The following is a 5859-nucleotide window of genomic DNA, read 5'->3' as shown; positions in this document are numbered from 1 at the left end:
GAAGACGCCTACATCCTGCTGCACGAGAAGAAGCTCTCCAACCTGCAGGCCATGCTGCCGGTCCTGGAAGCCGTCGTTCAGACCTCGAAGCCGCTGCTCATCATCTCGGAAGACGTCGAAGGCGAGGCCTTGGCCACGCTGGTCGTCAACAAGCTGCGCGGTGGCCTGAAGATCGCCGCCGTCAAGGCTCCGGGCTTCGGTGACCGCCGCAAGGCCATGCTGGAAGACATCGCCATCCTGACCGGTGGCCAGGTCATCTCGGAAGACCTCGGCATCAAGCTCGAGAATGTCGGCCTCAACATGCTCGGCCGCGCCAAGAAGGTGTCGATCTCCAAGGAGAACACCACCATCGTCGACGGCGCCGGCAAGAAGGCCGAGATCCAGGGCCGCGTCGCCCAGATCAAGCAGCAGATCGAGGAGACCACCTCGGACTACGACAAGGAGAAGCTGCAGGAACGTCTGGCGAAGCTCGCCGGCGGCGTTGCCGTGATCCGCGTCGGCGGTGCGACCGAAGTGGAAGTGAAGGAAAAGAAGGACCGCGTTGACGACGCGCTGAACGCGACCCGCGCGGCCGTGGAAGAAGGCATCGTCGCCGGCGGTGGCGTCGCGCTCCTGCGCGCCTCGGCCAACGTCAAGGCCACCGGCGCCAACTCCGACCAGGCTGCCGGCATCAACATCGTGCGCCGCGCGCTGCAGGCTCCGGCCCGCCAGATCGCGTCGAACGCCGGTGCTGAGGCCTCGATCGTCGCTGGCAAGATCCTCGAGAACAAGGGCGCGACCTTCGGCTTCAACGCCCAGACCGGCGACTATGGCGACATGATCGCCATGGGCATCGTCGACCCGGTCAAGGTCGTGCGCACGGCTCTCCAGGACGCGGCCTCGGTCGCCGGCTTGCTGGTCACCACCGAAGCCATGATCGCCGAAGCTCCGAAGAAGGAAGCTGCCGGCGGCATGCCGGGCGGCATGCCTGGCGGCGGCATGGGTGGCATGGGCGGCATGGACTTCTAAGAAGTCCATAAAGAACGCCCATCAACTAACATTGCTCAAGCCCGCAAGCGGGCTTGAGTGGCGGCATGGACTTCTAATCCAGGCTATCCAGCCAACGCATATGGAAAGGGCGCCGAAAGGCGCCCTTTTTGTTTGCGAAGGATTTGCCAGCGCCATCAGCGTTTGATCGGCATTCCGAAACGAAATTGCATCGCCGCGAAAATAAGTCGCCGCAGCGCCTTCAGGCTGAGCGCCAGCTTTCCTTCAGGCTTCATCGCCCGGTCCATCCAGCATGGACTTCACGCCGACTGAACCGACACCAGCGAAAGAAGCGATGCCCCCTTCCGCCAGAGGTCGTGCAGCGATCAGCCGTTCCGCGAGGTCGCGGGCCACACCCTGCTCCGCAAGCACCTGCATGGCCTGTCCCACCGGCAGCGCGTTGAACCAGCGATAGCCGGCGACGCGACGCGCGGCGGGGTCGACCTTGCCCCACAGCCTCACCCGCGAGATGCCGCCATCGGGATAGGCATCGAGCCTGACGTAAGAAACCGGTTCGCTCGTTTCCGCCACACGGAAGACATGGCGTGTGTCCGGCTGAAGCAGCCGGCGCGTAAGCAGCGGCTGCCAGCCATCGTCGCCGGGCAGCGCCTCCCCCGCGCCGGAGAGCGCTACCTCGGCGGAAGCATTGTATTTGAAATGCGCGGTGTCGATCTCGACCAGCCTGACATGGCCCAGCAGCGCCAGGCGGATGATGGCATGGTCATTGCCGTCGTCGCGACGGCGGCGCGTTTCCCAGCCGTCGCCCATGTTGCGGGCCTTGTCGGGACGGTTGAGCATCGCGGCCGAGGTGTAGAAGCCGTCGCTGCTGGTCACCACCTGGCCGCCATGGTCCTGGCTGGCGAGGTCGATAGTGAGACCGTCGAACGTCCGCGGGTCGGGCAGGACATGGCCGTAGACGCGCAGCCTGGCGATGCCGCCGTCCGGAAAGGCGGAGAGGCGCACATGGGTGAAGCGACGGCGGTCGGAAACGTCGAAGCGATTGTGCGCGTCGCCCTTGAGCGGCGAACGCGGCACGATCTCGATCCATTCGGTCCCGGCCGATTGCAGCGCCTTCGGGCTGGGATAGGCTTCGACGCCGCAGGCCTCGATGCGGCATGTGGTCGGAAAATTGCCGGTGAAGAAGGACGTATCGACATCGATGCCGGTGATGATGCCGGCGGCACCCAGCCGGATCAGCGCCCAATCGTGGCCGGGTTCGCGGCGCCGCTTCGTCTCCCAGCCGTCGACGATCTCGCCGCGCGGGCCGTAATTGCCCGGGACGAAAGCGGATGGCGTCGGCGTAAGCAGGCTCTCCTTCTCGCCGAAGGACTCATCGCTCGCGGCGAGCACGCTGCCACCCAGCCAGCGCGAGGCAAGATCGACCTCCGCAGCGAAATCCTCCTTCAGCTCGGGCATGGCGTAAGCATCATGCGCCGGGCCTTTCTCGATCATGTTCATCGCCGGCCTCCCGCGCGCAGCGCCAACCCTTGCGGACGTGGCCTCAATCCCAACGCCTCCGACAGCGGCCAGCCGTCGATGCGCTTGGCCTCCGGCTTCGCGTAGGTCGAGACCTTACTGGTCTTGAGCCCGAGGCCGACGACCGCCTCGGCCAGCCGCACCGCGGCGGCCACACCGTCGATGACCGGCACGCCGAGCTCGGATGTGATCGCTTCCTCCAGGCCGGCCATTCCGGCGCAACCGAGGCAGATCACCTCGGCATGATCGTGCTCGACCGCCTTGCGCGCCTCCTCGACGATGGAGCGCATGGCGCGGGCGGGATCCTGATCGACCTCCAGCGTGGTCATGCCGTTGGCGCGAACCGAGGCGCAGCGGTCGGCAAGGCCGGAAAGCCGCAGTCGGTCCTCGATCGGCGGCACCGAACGCCGCAAGGTGGTGACGACCGAATAGCTGCGGCCGATCATCATCGCCATATGGGCGGAGGCCTCGCAGATCTCGATGACCGGCTGCTCGATCAGTTCCTGCAGCCCATCGCGGCCATGCTCGCCGAAACCGGCCATGACCACGGCATCGAACGGCTCATCATAGGCAAGCACGCGGTCCATGACGGCGACGGCCGAAATGTAGCTCTCGAAGTTGCAGTCCACCGCTTCGGGTCCGAAGAAGGGCGTCAGCGTGACGATGTCGGTGCCGGGGGATGCGGCGGTCTTGGCGGCCGCGTCGATGACATCGGACATCGACTGGCTGGTGTTGACGTTGACGACCAGGATCTTCATCTCAGGCACTCCTTCTCAATTCTTGTGTCCGGCTTTCCTCTCCGGCCTGCGCTTTTCCGGCGATCAGTTCACCCATCGGGCGGCCGAAAAGGTCGATGCGCCGGCCGCGCAGCAAGGTTCCCTGCACCACGCCGCTCAGCGTTCTGCCGGCATAGGGGGTAATCGGATGGCGGTGGTGCAGGCTGGCTGCATCGACGACGAATTCGGCATCGGGTGAAAACAGTGTGAAGTCGGCGTCGCAGCCGGTCGCGATGCGGCCCTTATGCGCCAAGCCGGTGAGCGCGGCGGGGCGCTCGGCCATCCAGCGAGCGACGTCCGCCAGCGAATGGCCGCGCTTGCGCGCCTCACTCCAGGTCACGGGCAGGCCGAGCTGCAGCGAGGAGATGCCGCCCCAGGCGGCGCCGAAATCGCCGGAGGCCAGTCCCTTCATCTCAGGCGTGCAGGGCGAATGGTCCGAGACGATCATGCTGATCGTGCCCTCCCCGACGCCACCCCAGAGCCTCTCACGGTTGACAGCTTCGCGCACCGGCGGGCCAACCTTGGCGGCGGTCGCGCCCTTGCCGATCTCCTCGGCGCAAAGCGCAAGGTAGTGCGGGCAGGTCTCGACGCTGAGCCTAACGCCGTCGGCGATCGCCGAAGCGATCATCGGCAGCGCGTCGGCGCTGGACAGATGAAGGATATGCGCGCGGGCGCCGCTGGCGCGGGCCGCCTCGATCACCTCGGCGATCGCCAGGTTCTCGATGCCTTTGGGGCGCGAGGCGAGGTAGTCGGCATAGCGGCGGGTGTGGACCTCCGGCATCGCGGCCATCGCGTCGGCGCTCTCTGCATGGACGATGAAGAGCGAGCCGAGGCCGGCGACGACATCCATAACCTTGCGCATATGCGCGGGCGTGATACCCGGAAAATCGTCGGTGCCGGTATCGCAGAGGAAGGATTTGAAGCCGAGCACGCCGGCGGCGTGCAGCTTCGGCAGGTCTTCGAGGTTCGACGGGATGGCGCCGCCCCAGAAGCCGACATCGACATGGCACTGGCCGGCGGCGGCCTCGCGCTTGGCGGCAAATGCCTCGAGCGTCACGGTAGTCGGTACGCTGTCCAACGGCATGTCGACCAGTGTGGTGATGCCGCCAGCCGCCGCCGCGCGGGTCGCGGTCAGAAAGCCTTCCCATCCGGTGTTGCCGGGTTCGCAGATATGGACGTGGCTGTCGACTAGGCCGGGCAGCAGCACGGTATCGGCATCGAGTGTGACGGTTTCCCGGGCGTTGTCCGGAGCATCAAGCGCGGCGACACGGACGATCTTGCCGCCGACGGCGCCGACCGACACGGCGCGCTCGCCTTCAGGCAAGATGGCGCGCGGGGCGCGGATGAGGAGATCGAGGGATGTCATGGCAATTCCTCCCGTGCGGCCTGCCGCGACGGACACTGGAGCTTGGATCCCTGTCCGGAGGCTGGCTGCAGCCTCCGGACAGATTGTGCCTCAGATGCGGGCGAAGCCGAGCAAGGCCTTCACGTCGGCCCGCTTGTGGACCAGCGTCACGCCGATCAGGTAGACGACCGCGCCAGTCAGCCAGGCCTGGAGAGCAGGGAAGCCGATATAGTCGCTGTTGATCGCCGGAATGAGGCCCGCGGTGTAGACGCCGGCGACCGTGCCGGCGGCCAGGGCTACCACGCCCGGCCAGTTGGCGATGCCGAGCTCGCTCCAGTTGGCGACGCGATACATCGGCCGCTTGATGCCGAACAGCCAGGGCAGCAGGAAAAGGTCGATCGCCATGATCGTGCTTGCGACCGGAACCGTGGTCGAGCCGATGCTGGTGACTAGGTTGAACGTGTCCTGCAGGTTGGGCAAGTAGAAGGTGAGCACGGCCGCGATGAGGCCGAGGCCGACGACGGTGTACTGGCGCTTCCAGCCGCGGATGCCGGAGAGAACGTTCTGCGCGCCGTTGACGGCGATGTAGAGGTTGCCGTCCTGCACCGCCCACTGGTTGATGACGATGACGGCGATGCCGAGCAGCGCGCTGCCGAACATGGTGAAGTTGACGAAGTAGCTGATGCTCGGGCCGAAATCGGGCTGGTTGGAGAGCGCCGCGATCATGTAGCCCATGACCGGGAAGAGCAGCGCGCCGACCAAATAGGAAATGACGATGGTCGGGATGTTCCACCAGGAGGCGCGGCCGACCTTGGCGTAGCGGAAGAAGTCCGGCTCATTGCCCCAGGTGGACAGGCCGACCATCGAGCCGATCACCATGATCATGGCGGTCTTGTTGTCGACATGCGGCACCGCCGCCAGCACATCATGCGAGACGGTGGTGAAGGCAAGGATGGTGGCGAAGATGCCCCAGACCAGGATAACCGGCACGGCGACGAACTGAGCGAAGCGCTGCACGCCCTCGAAGCCGAAATAAGTGTTGACGATCATTACTATAGCCAGCAACGCCGTGATGGTGCCGACCGCCGGCAGCGTCATCAGCCCTCCGGCGATGTCGATGATGAACTTCACCGTGAACAGGTAGAAGGCCATGCCGTTGACCACCAGGAGCAGCGAGACGAGGCCGCTGCCGATGGTGCCGAAGATGCTGCGGGCCATCACCGAATGAGTCTGGCC

At 65.8% G+C, this 5859-nt stretch carries 5 protein-coding genes; 1 reads left to right on the top strand and 4 read right to left on the bottom strand.

Annotated elements, in window-relative coordinates:
- The coding region (groEL, locus tag EOD07_RS19395; protein ID WP_127236617.1) for a chaperonin GroEL at positions 1-1008 on the top strand (1008 nt) is incomplete at its 5' end.
- Between the two features lie 243 nt (positions 1009-1251).
- Here the strand turns inward: groEL and alc are convergent.
- The 4 genes from alc to EOD07_RS19375 form a co-directional block, all read right to left on the bottom strand.
- Entirely contained in the window at positions 1252-2484 is a 1233-nt protein-coding gene (gene alc, locus EOD07_RS19390) for an allantoicase (RefSeq protein ID WP_206519501.1), read from the bottom strand.
- Positions 2481-3260, bottom strand: coding sequence for an aspartate/glutamate racemase family protein (locus EOD07_RS19385; protein WP_127236616.1), 780 nt, complete (start codon positions 3258-3260; stop codon positions 2481-2483). The genes alc and EOD07_RS19385 overlap by 4 nt, the downstream gene beginning before the upstream one ends.
- A gap of 1 nt (position 3261) precedes the next feature.
- Complete coding sequence (allB, locus tag EOD07_RS19380; RefSeq protein WP_127236615.1) at positions 3262-4644, bottom strand: allantoinase AllB; 1383 nt, start codon at positions 4642-4644, stop codon at positions 3262-3264.
- 90 nt (positions 4645-4734) lie between these two features.
- On the bottom strand, positions 4735-5859 hold a 1125-nt coding region (locus EOD07_RS19375), incomplete at its 5' end, for a hypothetical protein (RefSeq protein ID WP_206519500.1).

The organism is Mesorhizobium sp. M2C.T.Ca.TU.002.02.1.1, from assembly GCF_003997225.1.
Note: the sequence above shows the minus strand (reverse complement) of the source record. Positions and strands in the feature narration are given on the sequence as shown.